At 49.3% G+C, this 16,125-nt stretch carries 16 protein-coding genes and 1 pseudogene; 15 read left to right on the forward strand and 2 right to left on the reverse strand.

The window, feature by feature from the left end; all coding sequences use genetic code 11:
- Positions 1 to 17: 17 nt before the first annotated feature.
- From ACTRDR_RS11105 to ACTRDR_RS11150, 10 genes and pseudogenes are all read left to right on the forward strand, one after another.
- Positions 18 to 923, forward strand: a pseudogene (locus ACTRDR_RS11105) (PSP1 domain-containing protein); the annotation flags it as partial.
- A gap of 439 nt (positions 924 to 1,362) precedes the next feature.
- Positions 1,363 to 2,100 (forward strand): tRNA1(Val) (adenine(37)-N6)-methyltransferase, encoded by a 738-nt coding sequence (locus tag ACTRDR_RS11110; RefSeq protein WP_440527554.1) that lies wholly within the window; start codon positions 1,363 to 1,365, stop codon positions 2,098 to 2,100.
- Positions 2,101 to 2,167: 67 nt separating this feature from the next.
- Positions 2,168 to 3,013: a 16S rRNA (cytidine(1402)-2'-O)-methyltransferase gene (gene rsmI, locus ACTRDR_RS11115; protein WP_440527555.1), complete on the forward strand. Its 846-nt coding sequence runs from the start codon at positions 2,168 to 2,170 to the stop codon at positions 3,011 to 3,013.
- A 102-nt stretch (positions 3,014 to 3,115) separates the two neighbouring features.
- Positions 3,116 to 3,289 (forward strand): DUF6472 family protein, encoded by a 174-nt coding sequence (locus tag ACTRDR_RS11120; RefSeq protein WP_022312743.1) that lies wholly within the window; start codon positions 3,116 to 3,118, stop codon positions 3,287 to 3,289.
- 221 nt (positions 3,290 to 3,510) lie between these two features.
- Positions 3,511 to 3,924 (forward strand): CidA/LrgA family protein, encoded by a 414-nt coding sequence (locus ACTRDR_RS11125; protein ID WP_176864774.1) that lies wholly within the window; start codon positions 3,511 to 3,513, stop codon positions 3,922 to 3,924.
- Positions 3,925 to 4,617, forward strand: a complete 693-nt coding sequence (locus tag ACTRDR_RS11130; protein WP_022152868.1) for an LrgB family protein — start codon at positions 3,925 to 3,927, stop codon at positions 4,615 to 4,617.
- A gap of 69 nt (positions 4,618 to 4,686) precedes the next feature.
- The gene (locus tag ACTRDR_RS11135; protein WP_022312740.1) at positions 4,687 to 4,872 is read left to right on the forward strand and encodes a hypothetical protein; all 186 of its coding nucleotides are present in this window, start codon (positions 4,687 to 4,689) and stop codon (positions 4,870 to 4,872) included.
- A 12-nt stretch (positions 4,873 to 4,884) separates the two neighbouring features.
- Positions 4,885 to 5,139, forward strand: coding sequence for a spore coat protein (locus ACTRDR_RS11140; protein ID WP_337414156.1), 255 nt, complete (start codon positions 4,885 to 4,887; stop codon positions 5,137 to 5,139).
- A gap of 197 nt (positions 5,140 to 5,336) precedes the next feature.
- Positions 5,337 to 5,918 (forward strand): nucleoside recognition protein, encoded by a 582-nt coding sequence (locus ACTRDR_RS11145; protein ID WP_176864772.1) that lies wholly within the window; start codon positions 5,337 to 5,339, stop codon positions 5,916 to 5,918.
- Positions 5,919 to 5,926: 8 nt separating this feature from the next.
- Positions 5,927 to 6,451 (forward strand): spore maturation protein, encoded by a 525-nt coding sequence (locus tag ACTRDR_RS11150; protein ID WP_440527566.1) that lies wholly within the window; start codon positions 5,927 to 5,929, stop codon positions 6,449 to 6,451.
- Between the two features lie 78 nt (positions 6,452 to 6,529).
- On the opposite strand, the gene ACTRDR_RS11155 is transcribed toward ACTRDR_RS11150, so the two are convergent.
- Together ACTRDR_RS11155 and ACTRDR_RS11160 are read right to left on the reverse strand one after the other, a co-directional pair.
- Entirely contained in the window at positions 6,530 to 7,477 is a 948-nt protein-coding gene (locus ACTRDR_RS11155) for an AEC family transporter (RefSeq protein WP_440527558.1), read from the reverse strand.
- Positions 7,478 to 7,638: 161 nt separating this feature from the next.
- Positions 7,639 to 9,357, reverse strand: a complete 1,719-nt coding sequence (locus ACTRDR_RS11160; RefSeq protein WP_440527560.1) for a DUF885 domain-containing protein — start codon at positions 9,355 to 9,357, stop codon at positions 7,639 to 7,641.
- Between the two features lie 446 nt (positions 9,358 to 9,803).
- Between ACTRDR_RS11160 and ACTRDR_RS11165 the strand changes: the two genes are divergently transcribed.
- From ACTRDR_RS11165 to ACTRDR_RS11185, 5 genes are all read left to right on the forward strand, one after another.
- Positions 9,804 to 11,390, forward strand: a complete 1,587-nt coding sequence (locus ACTRDR_RS11165; RefSeq protein ID WP_440527562.1) for a xylulokinase — start codon at positions 9,804 to 9,806, stop codon at positions 11,388 to 11,390.
- A gap of 82 nt (positions 11,391 to 11,472) precedes the next feature.
- Positions 11,473 to 12,177: an L-ribulose-5-phosphate 4-epimerase gene (locus ACTRDR_RS11170; RefSeq protein WP_176864762.1), complete on the forward strand. Its 705-nt coding sequence runs from the start codon at positions 11,473 to 11,475 to the stop codon at positions 12,175 to 12,177.
- Between the two features lie 207 nt (positions 12,178 to 12,384).
- Positions 12,385 to 13,227, forward strand: coding sequence for a thiamine pyrophosphate-dependent enzyme (locus tag ACTRDR_RS11175; RefSeq protein ID WP_176864760.1), 843 nt, complete (start codon positions 12,385 to 12,387; stop codon positions 13,225 to 13,227).
- Complete coding sequence (locus ACTRDR_RS11180; protein ID WP_176864758.1) at positions 13,227 to 14,171, forward strand: transketolase family protein; 945 nt, start codon at positions 13,227 to 13,229, stop codon at positions 14,169 to 14,171. Before ACTRDR_RS11175 ends, ACTRDR_RS11180 begins: the two co-directional genes overlap by 1 nt.
- 222 nt (positions 14,172 to 14,393) lie before the next feature.
- Positions 14,394 to 15,344 (forward strand): ketopantoate reductase family protein, encoded by a 951-nt coding sequence (locus ACTRDR_RS11185; protein ID WP_440527564.1) that lies wholly within the window; start codon positions 14,394 to 14,396, stop codon positions 15,342 to 15,344.
- Positions 15,345 to 16,125 lie beyond the last annotated feature (781 nt).

Consider the following 16,125-nt stretch of genomic DNA (forward strand, 5'->3'; position numbering starts at 1 on the left):
CAGTGAGGTAGATAGATATGACAAAAGTAATCGGTGTGAGATTTCGTACAGCGGGCAAGGTATATTTCTTCGATCCGCTGCAGCTGGAGATAAAGAGAGGCGACCACGTGATCGTGGAGACCGCCAGAGGCATAGAGTTCGGCACGGTCGTAGCGGGAGTGCATGAGGTAGAGGATGACAAGGTGATCCAGCCGCTGAAGCCTGTGATGCGGATCGCAGGAGAGAGAGATATCGAGCAGGAGGCTGCCAACAAAGAAAAAGAGAAGGAAGCCTTCAAAATCTGTAAAGAGAAGATATTAAAGCATGGTCTGGAAATGAAGCTGATCGATGCAGAGTATACGTTTGATAACAATAAGGTATTATTCTATTTTACAGCAGACGGACGTATCGACTTCCGTGAACTGGTCAAGGATCTGGCAAGTGTGTTCAAGACCCGTATCGAGCTGCGCCAGATCGGCGTCCGCGATGAGACCAAGATACGCGGCGGTATCGGTATCTGTGGACGACCTCTGTGCTGCCACAGCTATCTGTCAGATTTTGTGCCGGTATCCATCAAGATGGCGAAGGAGCAGAATCTGTCCCTGAATCCCACCAAGATCTCCGGTGTCTGCGGCAGACTGATGTGTTGCCTGAAAAATGAGGAAGACACCTACGAAGAACTGAACCGCAAGCTTCCCGGTGTGGGTGACTATGTCCAGACGGCAGACGGACTGCACGGCGAGGTACAGAGCGTCAACGTACTGCGTCAGCTGGTCAAGGTACTGGTAGAAGTCGGTGACGAGAAGGAACTGAAGGAGTACGAGGCAGACACGTTACAGTTCAAGAGACGCCGCGGCAAAAAGGGCGGTCAGGAACTGTCTAAGGAAGAGCAGAAGGAACTCGAGAAGTTAGAGGAGATCGAGGAGAAGGAAGAAGCGGAAGAACGCGCAGAAAAACGTGCGGAGCAGCGCCCGGAGCGTCAGGACCGCAGAGAACAGAGAGCCGACGGCGAGAATCATGGAGACAGCCGCAGACGCGACGGACGAAGAGACGACAACCGCAGAAATAATAACCGTGGTGAGAATCAGAACCGTAATGATAATCGTGGAGAAAATCGGAACAACGAGAATCGTGGTGACAACCGCAGAGACAATAACCGTGACAACCGCAGGGATAACAACCGCGGTGACAGACGCCGTGAGAATCGTCCGCAGAACCGTCCGGAGCAGGTAAGAGAGAACAGCAATGCTCAGGGTGCAGAGCAGTCCGGCAGCCAGGGACAGGCACAGGGAGACAATTCCTTCCGCAGAAGACAAAGACACGGTGGCAGAAGAGACGGCAACAACGGTAATAACGGTAACGGAAGAAAACCGGAGAACACGAATGAAGGTTGAACTGAAGGATAAAGAACGAATTGATGACCTTCAGCGGAATGGTTATCAGATCATACAGAATCCGGAGAAATTTTGTTTCGGCATGGATGCGGTGCTTCTGACAGGATTTGCCAATGCCAGAGAGAAAGATATTTTACTGGATCTGGGGACAGGCACCGGGATCATCCCACTTCTGATGGAAGCAAAATACCACTGCTCCCATCTCACCGGCCTGGAGATCCAGGAGGAGAGCGCAGATATGGCGAGACGCAGTGTGGCGTTGAACAATCTGCAGGACCGCATTGACATCGTGACAGGAGACATCAAGGAAGCAGACCGGATATTCCAGACTGCTTCTTTTGACTGTATTACCTGTAATCCTCCGTACATGATCGGACAGCATGGATTGACGAACCCGGAGGAACCAAAAGCGATCGCCAGACACGAAGTGCTCTGCACGCTGGAGGATGTGGTCAGCAGGACAGCAAAACTGTTAAAGCCCGGCGGACATTTTTACATGGTGCATCGCCCTTTTCGACTGGCGGAGATCATGACCATACTGGTAAAATACAAGCTGGAGCCGAAGCGGATGCAGCTTGTATATCCCTACATCGACAAGGAGCCCAATATGGTGCTCGTCGAGGCGGTGCGAGGTGGCAGATCCCGCATGACTGTGGAAAAGCCACTGATCGTGTATCAGGCGCCGGGAGTGTATATGCCGGAAATATATGATATATATGGATATTAGATAGTTAAGAATATCATGGCTTTGAATAGTTATAGACTACTATGATTTGGAGAGGAGGCAGGAGCTCATGCCCGGAACTTTATATTTGTGTGCGACGCCTATCGGCAATCTGGGAGATATGACACCGCGGGTGGTGGAGACCCTGCAGACGGTGGATGTGATCGCGGCGGAGGATACCCGTAACAGTATCAAGCTGCTGAATCATTTCGACATCCACACGCCCATGACCAGCTACCATGAGTACAATAAAGTAGAGAAGGCACACCAGCTGGTAGGACAGCTGTTAAACGGACAGAACATTGCGCTGATCACTGATGCCGGTACCCCGGCGATCTCCGATCCCGGTGAAGTACTGGTGCGGATGTGCCAGGAGCAGAGCGTTCCCGCAACTTCTCTGCCGGGTCCTGCGGCCTGTATTACAGCACTGACCTTATCAGGACTCAGTACAAGAAGGTTTTGTTTTGAAGGATTCCTGCCTGCGGATAAAAAGGAAAAGAAAGTGATCCTGGAGGAACTGAAGACCGAGAGCCGTACCATGATCCTCTACGAAGCACCCCATCATCTGATCCGGACACTGGAGGAACTGTATGCGGCATTGGGGGAGCGGCGGATCACGTTGTGCCGTGAACTGACCAAGAAGTTCGAGACAGTATTCCCCACCACTTTGGAAAAGGCGCTGGACTACTACAAGACAGAGGAGCCCCGTGGGGAATATGTCCTGGTAGTGGAAGGGAAAAGCCCGGAAGAGAAACGACAGGAAGAGATCGCATCCTGGGAATCCATGAGCATTGAAGAACATATGGCCTATTACGAAGAGCAGGGTATGGATAATAAATCCGCCATGAAGCAGGTGGCAAAAGACAGAGGTGTCGGAAAACGGGAAATCTATCAGTATCTGCACGGCAACTCATGAAACAGTGAAAATGCCATAATGAAACCGAACAAAACAGACAAAAGCATATGAGGATAATGTAGGATAATACATCCATGAAAGGCATATGCGGAGAGAGGCAAAATGACGAATTGTGATGCATGTGTCAATTATGAATATGACGAAGATTATGAATGCTATTGCTGCATGGTGAATTTGGATGAGGATGAAATGTACCGCTTTTTATCCGGAACCCAGCAGGAGTGTCCCTACTTCCGACTAGATGACGAATATGCAGTGGTAAGACACCAGATGTAAGGGAAAAATTCACGAAAGCAAGGTCAAAAAGTCTACTCAAATGGTAGAGAATGCTGATTGTGAAAGTAAAAATCGAGTAGTATAATACGAAGTTGCGTGCTGAAAAAATAGTGCGCAGCTTCTTTTGTTTGTGTGCAATCCGTAGGCATCAAAGTCGGGGGCTTTTGATCCCGACATCAAAGAAATAAAATACTAAAGTAAACAGGTAGGGTGACAATATCATGAAATATGTGAAACAACTTTCGATTATCCTGGGAATCTCCTTTCTGGCAGAGCTTCTGGAGATCCTGATCCCGCTTCCCATCGCAGCCAGCGTTTATGGTCTGGTGATCATGCTGGTGGGTCTGATCACAAAACTGATCCCGTTGGAAAAGGTGGAGACCGCGGCGGATTTCCTCGTGGATGCCATGTCCATTATGTTCGTGCCTGCTACCGTGGGAATCATGGCAAGTGTGGATGCTTTAAAAGAGATGCTGCTTCCCATCTGTGTGATCACGTTGGTATCCACGGTACTGATCATGATCGTGACAGGCCGGGTATCCCAGCATATTATCCGGGGGCAGAAAAACAAAGGTGCCGCAGCCATGCAGACGGTCGGAACGGTAGGTGCCGCAGATGATAAGGAGGACAGATAAATGAATGAAATATTAAGTCAGTCCATATTTTTCGGCATTGCCATTACACTGGTCACCTACGAGATCGGTCTGTGGATCAAACAGAAGACCGGAAAAGCCATTGCCAATCCCTTACTGATCTCCGTAATCCTGATCGTGGCAGTATTGTTATTGTTCCATATAGATTATGAGACCTATGCAAACGGCGCGCAGTATATCAGCATTTTCCTGACTCCGGCAACGGTTAGTCTGGCAGTGCCTCTGTATCGTCAGCTGGAGCTGTTAAAGACTTATCCCAAGGCCATTTTCGGCGGAATCATCGCCGGCGTGTTGACTGCCATGGTGAGCGTTTTTGCTTTAAGTCTGATGTTCGGTCTGAATCATGAGCAGTATGTAACGCTTCTGCCCAAGTCCATTACCACAGCTATCGGTATGGGGATTTCCGAAAAAATGGGCGGTATTGTGACCATTACCGTAGTTGTCATCATTGTCACCGGAATCTTAGGTAATATCCTGGCAGATACGATCTGCCACCTGTGCAAGATTGAGGATCCCATTGCCAAAGGTCTTGCCATCGGCACCAGCGCTCATGCCCTGGGAACCGCGAAAGCCATGGAACTGGGTGAGATCGAAGGCGCCATGAGTAGCTTATCCATCGTGGTCTGCGGTATTTTGACTGTGATTTCCGTATCTATTTTTGCAAACTTTATCTAGTATAGAAAAAAATATCCTGCACATACTAACCTCGCATAGAACAGAAGGAATCAAAAGGAGGTTAACAGCATGAGTGATATTTCAGAATTAGATCTGCAGAATCTGCGCCATCTGATCGGCGGCTTTGACACGACCCACTGCAAAATGCAGGAGTATGCCAAGGAAGCGGAGGACCCGAAGGTAAAACAGTTTTTTGAAAAGGGTGCCCGCAGCGCTATGGAGAACAAACAGCAGCTTATGAAGTTTTTACAGTAAGGAGGCAGCAGAATGCAGGAAAAGACAATGGTAGCAGATACTTTGGCCGGGATCAACGGTGAACTGACCCGCTATGCGGGAATGATCGCCCAGTCAGAGAACAAGGAATTAAAACAGACACTGAAGCAGTTCCGTACCGCCTGTGAGCAGTCCCAGGAGGAGCTGTACCAGATCGCCAGAGAGAAATCTTATTATGTGCCGGCAGAGAAAGCCACTGCGGAAGAAGTAGCACATGTGAGAAGCCTGTTCGCACAGGGAACGCTGTAAAAGAATTTGAGAGAATGAACCAGATAAGCCTTTCGGAAAATATATTACCGGAAGGCTTATATTTGTATGCCGGGAAGAAATTCCGGATGGAAATGCAGGCATGGTAGGACATGACCGAAGGCGCGATTCGTATTTTCATAGGACATCCCGACATTCGCATATAGTGAAACGAAGGAATAGCAGGCGGTTTGGAGAAGATGCTTAACTATATCTGGGCAGGAATGATCCTGTTAGGTGTGATCTACGGTGTCTGTACCGGGCAGATGAGTGCATTGACAGGAGGGGCGCTTGACAGTGCCGGAGAGGCGGTGAGCCTCTGCATCACCATGGCAGGGGTCATGGCACTGTGGATGGGACTGATGGAAATCGCGCAGGAATCCGGTATGATCACGAAGATGACAAAGGGTATCCGGCCTTTTCTGAAATTTATGTTCCCAAGACTTCCGGAGGATCATCCGGCGGGGGAATACATAGCCACAAATCTGATTGCCAATGTGCTGGGGCTTGGCTGGGCGTGTACCCCGGCGGGACTGAAAGCCATGGAACAGCTGGCGAAGCTGGAGGAGCAGAGGGGGAAAAAAGTCACGGCAGCCAGCAATGAAATGTGTACCTTTTTGATCCTGAATATTTCGTCCTTACAACTGATCCCGGTCAACATGATCGCCTATCGCAGCCGGTACGGCAGTGCCAACCCGGCGGTGATCATTGCTCCGGCACTGGTGGCTACACTTTTCAGTACCATCATTTCCGTGATTTATTGTAAATGGAAGGATAGGTAAGGACCATGATAAACGTATTGACACATATGTCAGATATTATGATTCCCATGGTGATCTTCTGGATCGTGGGTTACGGAATGGTCTCAGGGGTGAAAGTATACGAGACTTTTTTGAAGGGGGCAAAAGAGGGGCTGTGCATTGTGGTGGAGATCCTTCCGACACTGGTAGGACTGATGATGGCAGTGGGAATCCTTCGGTCCTCCGGATTTTTTGAATTGTTGGGGAAATTGATCGGACCGGCGACGCAGGCAGTGGGACTTCCGACGCAGCTGATCCCGTTACTTATTGTAAAAATGTTCTCTTCCTCTGCGGCTACCGGGCTGGTGCTGGATATTTTCAAGACCTGCGGACCGGATTCTTATGCCGGGATGCTGACCTCGATCCTTATGAGCTGTACCGAGACGATTTTTTATACCATGAGTGTGTATTTTCTGGCGGCAAAGGTAACGAAAACCCGCTACACGCTGCCGGGGGCACTGCTGGCAACGTTAGCGGGAACGATAGCGAGTATTTTCCTTGCGGGGAAAATGTGATCATAATCCCGCAATATGCGAATATTGGGTAGAATTGTGAGAGTGCGCAGTACGGAACAATTCGTGGGCATCATGTAACTAAATCAATTGCAGACTCCGCAAAATGAACAAAAATACCGTCAGAGTGATGGAACTTAAAAACGTGGTGGCAACGACCACGCTGGAAGTCAAAGTTCCTTCGTGGTTCATGTTTTTCGCCATAATATAACAGCTTACGGTGGTGGGGGAGCCTAACATAATGAGGATCGCCACCAGTTTTTCTCCGGTAAAGCCAAAATGGACGGCAAGCGGCAGAAACAGTGCAGGCCATACTACCAGCTTTAACACGGTTGCTACTCCGGTGGGGGCTAAAAGCTTCAAGGCTTTTTTACCCTCGAATCCGGCACCGAGGCCGATCAGGGCCAGAGGGGTAGCCAGTACGGCAACATTGCTGATGGTCTTGGAAATGATCACGGGATAATGGATCCGGCAGGCGCTGGACAGCATGCCCAGGGCAATACTGATAATGATCGGGTTCGTGATGATCCCTTTTAAGGATTTCAGCAGAGATTTCTTATCGAAGCCCTTCGCATCCGGTCCGGTGAAGGACAGGATCAGCACGGCAGCGATATTGTACAGAGGAACCGTACCCACGATCATCAGGGGAGCCATGCCGGAGTTCCCGTAGATGTTCTGTATAAAGGCGATACCCAGGACAGCGGCACTGCTTCGGTAGCTTGCCTGGACAAGTTCCCCCAGGCGGGATTTGTTTTTATAAAAAATGCCTGCCACGACCCAGGTGATGACGATGCAGAACAGGGTCACGAAGAAGCAGAACAGCACGTAACCGGTATCCCATACACTGTAAAAATCTGCAGTGGACATGTCCTTGAACAAAAGTACGGGAAGAGTGATTTTATAATTGAATGAATTCAGAGTTTTGACAAAAGAGTCGTTGGTAACATGCAGCTGCTGTAAAACATAACCGATCACCATGACCAGGAATACGGGGATCGTTGCATTCAAACTGAATAATAGTTGTTCCATGGGAATTGTATGCCTTTCTGTTATCGGAAGCGGAATATAGGAAGCGGAATATAGGAAGCGAAAAGCCTCTCTCCTTTTGCAAGTATAGAAAAGGAGGGGGGCTTTGTCAAGTTATGGTCTTGTGTTGTTTTACAAGCGCTGTTTTACAAGGCGAATATACTTTACAGCAGCTCCTCCAGCAAGGAAAAATCACAGCAGCCATTTTCCAGATAAAATGTGTGAAAGCGAAGGTCGGAATAACTGTTACCCCAATGGGACCGGGCAGTTTCCTGTAGCTTTAAAATCTCCAGATAACCCACATAGTACTTCGGATAATTGCAGGGTTCCTCCGCGATATAAGTGTAGATCGCTTTGCAGGCTTCCGGGGAATCAATGCCAAACTTGCCAAGGAATGTGGCAGTCTGATCGTATCCGGCACCTTCCCCGTGGATCAGAAGATCCAACAGAGTATACATGCACAGCTGAAGGCTCCGGGTATGTTTTTCCAGGAGGGCAGCCTGTGCGGCATCCGGCTGTCCGGATTGTTCCAGCAGATCTGCCGCATAATCATAGGAAATAAATTCCACATACAACGCCCAGCCCTCCAGATATCCGCCGTACCAGACAAGCTTTCTGGCAGGATCAGAGTTTTTATCTAAAAAGGCACGGTTGCTGTACACGGTCTGATAGAGATGCCCGGGAAAACCTTCGTGTGCCAGGGTTGTATAGAGCTCCAGCCCCATGGGAGAATTGCGGCGGTTTATATAGATGACATTATTGTCGGAATCACCCAGGGGAGTTGTCAGGTAAAAAGCCGGCGCACTGTAAGGCTCCAGACTGGGAACGACATCCTTGACAGTAAAGGAGGGAGTGGGATTACTGACAGGAAAGTCATTTATCATGCGTGATTGCAGATCGGAAAGCATTTCTTCCGGTTCCATGATGGGAAAATCTTCCGTGATCCCTTCGGAAAGCATGGAAAGCAGAGAAGGGGACTGTTGTGCCAGACTGCGGATGGCAGACTGTTCCTCCTCAAATTGCGCCAGAAGCATCTGCACCAGTTCTTTTTCCGAACGGGAGGAACCGGTCTCGGCGAAAAGCAGGTGGTGATAGTAAGTCTTCCCGTCCGGCAACAGGGCGAGACCTTTTGGCAGGGCGCCGGATGTATCTATGATCTCGTCGGGAGACGCCTGAGAGATAGAAGACACCTGATCGGCAGAGCCGGAAGTCTCCAGAGAGTACAGCCCTTCGGATAGTGTGTCGTAGGCAGGCTGTACTACCGTGGTGAGCAGCCGGTCATTTTCCTTAAGAAAGGAAGAGACAGCTTCAGCAGATAATATGCCCTGTGCCTGCAATTCCACCAGCCGGTCTTCAAAGGTAGTCTGCAAAAAGTGGGTTCCCTGCGTCAGTTCTTGTATGGTGACGATGGTGTCACATTGTTTTCGGACTTTTTCCAGGGAAATATCCGGCATGAGGAAGCCTGCGGCAGCTTTTTCCTGCTCATAGAGGAGCAGGGAGGCAAAATAATCGTCCACCTGGTCTAAGAGTGCCAGGTAGTCTGTCACATCCCGCCCGGTGCGGAAGGTGTATTCTGCCAGCAGGATGGGGAGCTGGGACTGCATTCCCGAGGACGGGGACAGCGGTTCCTTGTAATAGGGGAACTGCGCCAACGCGAGGTCATTTTCCAGAGACCGTTGTAGGAGTATATAAGTGAAAGCATTCTCCGGAGAGAGCTTGTCGTAAGCAATACAACTTAGTTGCCTAAGGAGTGCAGAACAACGTTCCTCACTCGCGTCCGGCTGACCAGAGGTATAGAGGGGAAGGACAGGCTCATAATCCGTGATCCCAAAGGCGGCGGGATCCGCAATGGTGTAGTGCATGTTCAGGGTGCTGGCAGTCATTTCCTCCCGGAAAACCTGAGAGGTGAATTGCTCAAAGCGCCTGTCTGCGGAAGTACAACGGGACAAAAGAGCCATAGCGCCGGTGAGGCCGCAAAGGAGGCAGATACACAGAAGCAGTTGGGGGAAGGAAAGGGAAGGACGTTTTCGCACGATAGTTACCTGATGACAGAGAGTGTTGGTAAAAGTATATGTGAACAGCACCTAGGATAGACTTACCCGGTGCGCAGGGCACCCGGACATCCTACGGATAAGTGATTTAGAAAACGGAGTTGTGCACTATACAACCATGAAAATGTATCTACAAAAGACAAAAGATGTATGGACTTTGAAGCATTGTCTTATTATACTGAAATTAATTGATACCAGGGTCAAAAGATAGCAGAGTGTAAGAGATAATGAAGGAAAAAGGAAGCAGAAACGATATAAAAGCAAAAGGAGAGAATACAATGAACGAAACAGCAAAAGAAGCCATTAAAGCAGGAAAGGCGGTTCTGGGTATTGAATTCGGTTCCACCAGGATCAAAGCGGTACTGGTAGATGTTAGCCACACCCCCATTGCCATGGGAACTTACGACTGGGAGAACCGACTGGAGAACAATATTTGGACATATAGCCTGGAGGACATCTGGAAAGGACTGCAGGGCTGTTATAAGAGCTTGGCAGACGATGTGGAGGCAAAATACGGTGAGAAGCTGACCACGCTGGGGGCACTGGGATTCAGCGGAATGATGCACGGCTATATGCCTTTTAATGCAGAGGGTGAACTCCTGGTACCTTTCCGTACCTGGAGAAATACGATGACGGAAGAAGCCTGCAAGAAGCTGATTCCGGTATTTCACTTCAATATCCCCCAGAGATGGAGCATTGCCCATCTGTATCAGGCAATCTTAAGCGGAGAAGAGCATGTAAAGGATATCGCATTTTTCACCACCCTGGCAGGCTACATTCACTGGAAGTTGTCCGGTGAAAAAGTACTGGGCATCGGTGAGGCAGCAGGCATGTTCCCTATTGATTCCACCATTATGGACTTTGATCAGAAGATGTTAGACCAGTTCGATGGATTACACAATTTTGACTGGAAGATCCGCGATATTCTGCCCAAGGTACTGGTAGCCGGAGAGCCTGCCGGTGTTCTGACCGCAGAGGGTGCCAGATTACTGGATCCCACCGGAACCTTACAGCCCGGTGCACCCATGTGTCCTCCCGAGGGTGATGCGGGAACCGGAATGGTAGCTACCAACAGCGTGGCTGTCCGCACCGGTAATGTCTCTGCCGGAACCTCTATTTTTGCCATGATTGTACTGGAAAAGGCTATGGAAAAAGTACACGAAGAGATCGATATGGTCACTACTCCCGACGGTATGCCCGTGGCAATGGTACACTGCAATAACTGTACCTCAGATCTGAATGCCTGGGTTAACCTCTTCGGCGAGTGTGCAGAGAGCTTTGGCGTGAAAGTAGACAAGAACGAGCTGTACGGTGTGCTGTACCGCAAGGCACTGGAAGGTGCTGCGGATTGCGGCGGCGTAACGGCATATAACTATTTTTCCGGAGAACCCATCACCGGTCTGGATGCTGGCCGTCCTATGGTGGTAAGAACTCCCGATGCGGACTTTTCACTGGCAAATTTCATGCGCTCCCACTTGTACAGTGCAGTTGCTACGTTGAAGATCGGTATGGATATTCTGTTAAAAGAGGAGCATGTGGCAGTGGATTCCCTGATGGGACACGGCGGCTTTTTCAAGACTCCCGTGGTGGGACAGCGTGTCATGGCAGCGGGTATGAACGCGCCGATCACCGTTATGGATACGGCAAGCGAAGGCGGTGCCTGGGGTATTGCCATTCTGGCAGCTTTCATGAAGGAGAAAAAAGATGGCGAGACCCTTTCTTCTTATTTAAATGACAAGATCTTCGCGGGACAGACTGGAACCACATTGAAACCAGAGCCAGAGGATGTGAAGGGATTTGAGGCTTTCCTGGAAGAGTATAAAAAGCTCCTTCCCGCAGAGAAGGCAGCGGTTGCCGCAAAATAATTTTTCGGTCGTAAAATTATACCTGCACGACACTTATGTGTCGGAAGGTTTGCAGACCGTGAAAAGAAATGAGGTTTAGGATATGTTAGAAGAATTAAAACAGAAAGTATATGAAGCAAATATGGATCTGCCCCGGTATGGTCTGGTGACTTTTACCTGGGGAAATGTCAGCGCCATTGACAGAGAGAGCGGATTGTTCGTCATCAAACCCAGCGGCGTGGATTACGACAAACTGACACCGGAGATGATGGTAGTCATGGATCTGAACGGCAATAAGGTAGAGGGGAACTTAAATCCCTCTTCCGACACCGCTACCCATCTGGAGTTATACAAGGCTTTCCCGGAGATCGGCGGTATCGTACATACCCATTCTTCCTATGCCACCAGCTGGGCGCAGGCGGGAAGAGACATTCCCTGCTACGGAACCACTCATGCAGACTATATCTATGGCCCGGTTCCCTGTGTGCGCTGCCTGACAAAGGAAGAAATCGAGGACGCTTATGAGGAAAATACCGGACACCTGATCGTTAATGAGTTCAAACGTCTGGGTAAGGATCCGAAAGCAGTGCCTGCCGTTCTGTGCAAGAACCATGGGCCTTTTGCCTGGGGCAAGGATGCCAAAGAGGCTGTCCACAATGCGGTAGTACTGGAAGAGGTGGCAAAAATGGCTTATCGTGCAGAGACGATCAACCCCAGAATTCAGCCGGCACCGCAGGAACTGCAGGATAAGCACTATAATCGCAAGCATGGAAAGAATGCATACTATGGTCAAACAGTTCAGAAATAGAATTTGGCTTATAGTGCGAGGGTGCTTGCACACAGAGCACTATATGACAAATTCATTTCATGGAGGTTTGAACTGCATGCTGGAATTTGCCATCGCAATATTTTACGGTAGAAGAGCAATTCTTTTACTAGACTAGCATCGGGAAGTATGCTAGTATAACAACGTAAATTGCAACAGATAAGCCAATATGGCGGAATGGAGGAAACAATGAAGAATTTAGAACTGCAAAAGCGTGCCAATGATGTCCGCAAGGGCATTGTGACCGCAGTTCATAGTGCGAAAGCAGGACATCCCGGCGGATCCCTGTCAGCCGCAGATATTTTTACATTTTTATATTTCGAGGAGATGAATATTGATCCGAAGAACCCCGATATGGAGGAGCGCGACAGATTCGTGCTGTCCAAGGGTCATACAGCTCCCGGACTCTATTCCGCACTGGCTCACAGAGGATATTTCCCGGTAGAGGATCTGCCTACCCTGCGTCACTTAGGTTCCTACCTGCAGGGTCATCCCTGCATCCATATCCCCGGCGTGGATATGTCTTCCGGATCTCTGGGACAGGGTATTTCCGCAGCAGTCGGTATGGCATTGGGTGCGAAGATGGACAAACGTGATTTTCGTGTATACACACTGCTGGGTGACGGTGAGATCGAAGAAGGCCAGGTATGGGAGGCTGCTATGTTCGCGGGCTTCCGTAAGCTGGACAATCTCTGCGTTATGGTAGATAACAACAACCTGCAGATCGATGGCCCCATCGATCAGGTATGTTCTCCTTATCCCATTGATAAAAAGTTCGAGGCATTCAATTTCCATGTGATCAATGCTGATGCACATGATTTTGATGCGATCCGTGCAGCATTCAAGGAAGCAAGAGAGACCAAGGGCATGCCCACCTGTATCGTATTCCACAGCCTGAAGGGTAAGGGCGTCTCCTTCATGGAGAACAATGTGGATTGGCACGGTAAGGCTCCCAACGATGAGGAGTACGCAGTGGCAATGGCAGACCTTGATAAGATCGAAAAAGAATTAGAGAAAGCAGGTGAGCAGTAATGGCAGAAAATACCGTGAAAAAGATCGCAACCAGAGAAAGCTATGGTAACTCCCTGAAGGAACTGGCAGAAGAGTTCCCCAATCTGGTAGTATTGGATGCCGACCTGGCAGCAGCTACCAAGACCGGAATTTTCCGTAAGGCATATCCCGACCGTCATATCGACTGCGGTATTGCAGAGGAAAACATGATGGGTGTGGCAGCGGGACTGTCCCTGGTAGGCAAGATTCCTTTCGTAAGCTCATTTGCAATGTTTGCAGCAGGACGTGCATTCGAGCAGGTGCGTAACTCTATCGGCTACCCGCATCTGAATGTGAAGATCGGTGCTACCCATGCAGGTATCACCGTAGGTGAGGACGGCGCTACCCATCAGTGTAACGAGGATATCGCCCTGATGCGCACCATCCCCGGCATGGTAGTAATGTGCCCTTCCGATGATGTGGAAGCCAGAGCCGCTGTTCGTGCCGCTCTGGAATATGAAGGACCTGTATACATCCGTTTCGGACGTGCCGCAGTACCCGTGATCAACGATCATCCCGGGTATCATTTCGAGATCGGTAAGGGAACTGTGGTCCGTGAAGGTAAAGATGTCACCATCGTAGCCACCGGTATCTGTGTAGATTCCGCTCTGGGTGCAGCGAAGCTGCTGGAAGAGGAAGGCATCAGCGCAGAGGTTGTAAATATCTGTACCATCAAACCTCTCGATGAGGAGATCATCCTTAACAGCGCGAAGAAGACCGGCAAGGTAGTCACCGTGGAAGAACATTCCGTCATTGGCGGACTGGGAAGTGCAGTCTGCGACTGTCTGTGTGCACATTACCCGGTACCGGTGAAGAAAGTCGGTATGCAGGATGTCTTCGGCGAGTCCGGTTCCGCTGCTGCTCTGGTAGAGAAGTACGGTCTGGATGCTAAGGGCGTTTACAAGTCTGTAAAAGAGTTCCTGTAAGGAATAAATGATATCAAGGAGAAGCCGCCAGTTATGTGAAAACAGAGACTGGCGGCTTCTTTTGCGTCGTGGTATCATAAATGCACTGTGATTGTCTGTGAGTAAATAAGTTTGTTTTGAGGGTGAAGTGGATACGACAGCAGTTATAAATTGTAGCTTAGGAACATCCGGGAGGAGTATGGTTCGGCTGTTCCGGGACGGTAGAAAGGGAAGGTTATCATTATGAAATACGCAATTATCGGAGCCGGAGGAACCGGCGGAATTTTAGGATTTTATATGACAAAGGCTGGCAGGGATGTCACCTTGATCGCCAGGGGCAGGCATTTGGCAGCCATGCAGGAGAACGGACTTACTGTGGAAAAAATGTGGGACGGCACCACCGAGACCATCCCGGTAAAAGCTACGGATATGGAGCATTATGATGAGCAGCCGGATGTGGTACTGGTCTGCGTGAAAGGATATTCCCTGGAGGAAACCATTCCTTTTATTCAGCGCGTGGCGAAGCCTTCCACTATGGTGATCCCGGTGTTAAACATCTACGGAACCGGTGCGAAGATGCAGGAAAAACTGCCGGAACTGCTGGTGACAGACGGCTGTATGTATGTCTCCGCCAATATTAAAGAACCGGGGGTACTGATCCAGCATGGCAGGATTCTACGGGTAGTATATGGTGTCCGTAATATGAGTTCTCAAAAAGTAACCGTTAAAGGGGCACATTCAGAAGAAATAATGGATACTCTGAAAAATATTAAAAAAGATTTTGATGACAGTGGAATCGATGGCGTGCTCTCCGAAAATATTCAAAGGGATGCCTTGGAGAAATTCTCCTATGTATCGCCCATCGGTGCGGCGGGACTTTATTATCATGCCACCGCAGCGGACTTCCAGAGAGAAGGCGAGCAGCGGGAAGCCTTCAAGACCATGATCCGCGAGATCGCCGCACTGGCAGAAGCTATGGGTGTTCCTTTCGAGCGTAATATGGTGGAAGTCAACCTGAAGATATTGTCCTCCCTGGCACCGGAAGCTACCACTTCCATGCAGCGAGATGTCATGGAAGGTAAAGATTCTGAGATCGATGGACTCGTCTACGAAGTCGTTCGTATGGGAGAGAGATACCATGTGCCCGTGCCTGTGTATGCGAAAGTAGCGGAAAAATTACGCGAGACGTTGTAAATTGAAAGTTACGAGCCATGCAAAAATAGAACGGAATACCTCGGTGGGAGCTTGCTCACACAAGAGGTTATTTCGTTCTATTTTTATACCGTGCGTCCAATGGACACACTCGACAGCCGTCAATGAAATAAATGTGGAGCGCCTTTTGCGACACATTTATGAATTGATGCATGTCTCGTAACGTAGGGTTGCCGTAAACCCCACGAACGCCTACGGCGAACGGAACATCACGCCTTGATGTCACGTCTCCGGGTGTGAATTTTCTAATGAAAAGTGATACAGTGGTTCTCATCATGACGGGGTCGCCTACACGCGCCATCCATGTGCGCCAAAAGCCATGCACACATGGCTTGGCTGACGCGGACATCGTGTCCGCTTTCCCCTGTCTTTCAACACTTTTCAAGAAAATATCAACACCCTCCGACAGACATCGCGGCATGACATTCCGTCCACCGTGGGCGTTCTGTTTACTGATTCCACTAAAATCCATCGAATAACAGGAAATAGTGGAATTATTGTTTTGGGAGTAAATAATTTCCTCCATAATTGCAGAAAAGATCTAAAACAGAGGAATTGCTTCTTTTATAGAACTTTTTTCTATTCATTTTCCACCATTTTCATTAGTTTAAGGCTGTTTTAAAGGAAACCAGTAGCCCCAATGCGGGCTACGGGGATTCGATAGCATTTCTTAATTAACTTTCAATTTAAAACAATGTCTGCTGTACATATCTCTCGGGGAATTCATGCAGGTAAGTAAAGCATTCCTTCGGGGAACACAGCA

Source organism: Simiaoa sp. (genome assembly GCF_051972595.1).
Classification (GTDB): Bacteria; Bacillota; Clostridia; order Lachnospirales; family Lachnospiraceae; genus Acetatifactor; species Acetatifactor hominis.